General features: G+C 42.0%; 1 pseudogene. It reads right to left on the minus strand.

Going from position 1 to position 666, the window contains the following annotated elements:
• Window positions 1–11 precede the first annotated feature (11 nt).
• A pseudogene (locus R8N49_RS27690) lies at window positions 12–326 on the minus strand (DUF6404 family protein); the annotation flags it as partial.
• Window positions 327–666 lie beyond the last annotated feature (340 nt).

Raw genomic sequence — 666 nt, forward strand, 5'->3', positions numbered from 1 at the left:
AGGTTTTGGGCTTATTCCCCCAGTGAACCCCAATCTGTTAGATTTAATTGCTTACGCCTAATGTAATAGAAGGTTGCCATAACCAAGCCAAACAAAGCGCCAGTAAGTAACGAAATGAAAACTGCTTCTAAAACTGGTTTACCTAGTTCGTTCCACACAAGAAACCATTGGAAGATTCCCCAAACAGGAGCAAAGAAAGCCACGCAAAGCATAACGTTTGCAAAAAAGCTTTGATAGTAAGGCGGCGGAAAACACAGTCCGAGTTTACGTAACAACTTTACAAGTGGAGGATTGTAGTTCGACTTCCAAACACCTTTGTTACTTAATTCTTTGTGTGCAAGTTATAGCTTCGTTTCATAATCCATGACCCAAAATCCTCGAATTCAATGTTTCGCGCGGAGAAACCTAACGCCGTGTTAAGGGGTGAACAACGCGACCACCCGAACCCAATAATTGCACCTTAGACACAAAAGCTGATTTGAACCAAGAATGCCAGGCGTTGTGAATCCCTCTTGAACACTTTGTTATGTTTTACCACGTATGACGCTCATACATGGCAAAGAACACAATATTTGATGTATATTCAGGAGGTTAGTCACAGAGCCATTTCAGCTTGACCACCAGATGCGATAAAACCAAAGCGTATATGACACTTCCCTGCAAATG

Source organism: Vibrio sp. 1978, assembly GCF_033344345.1.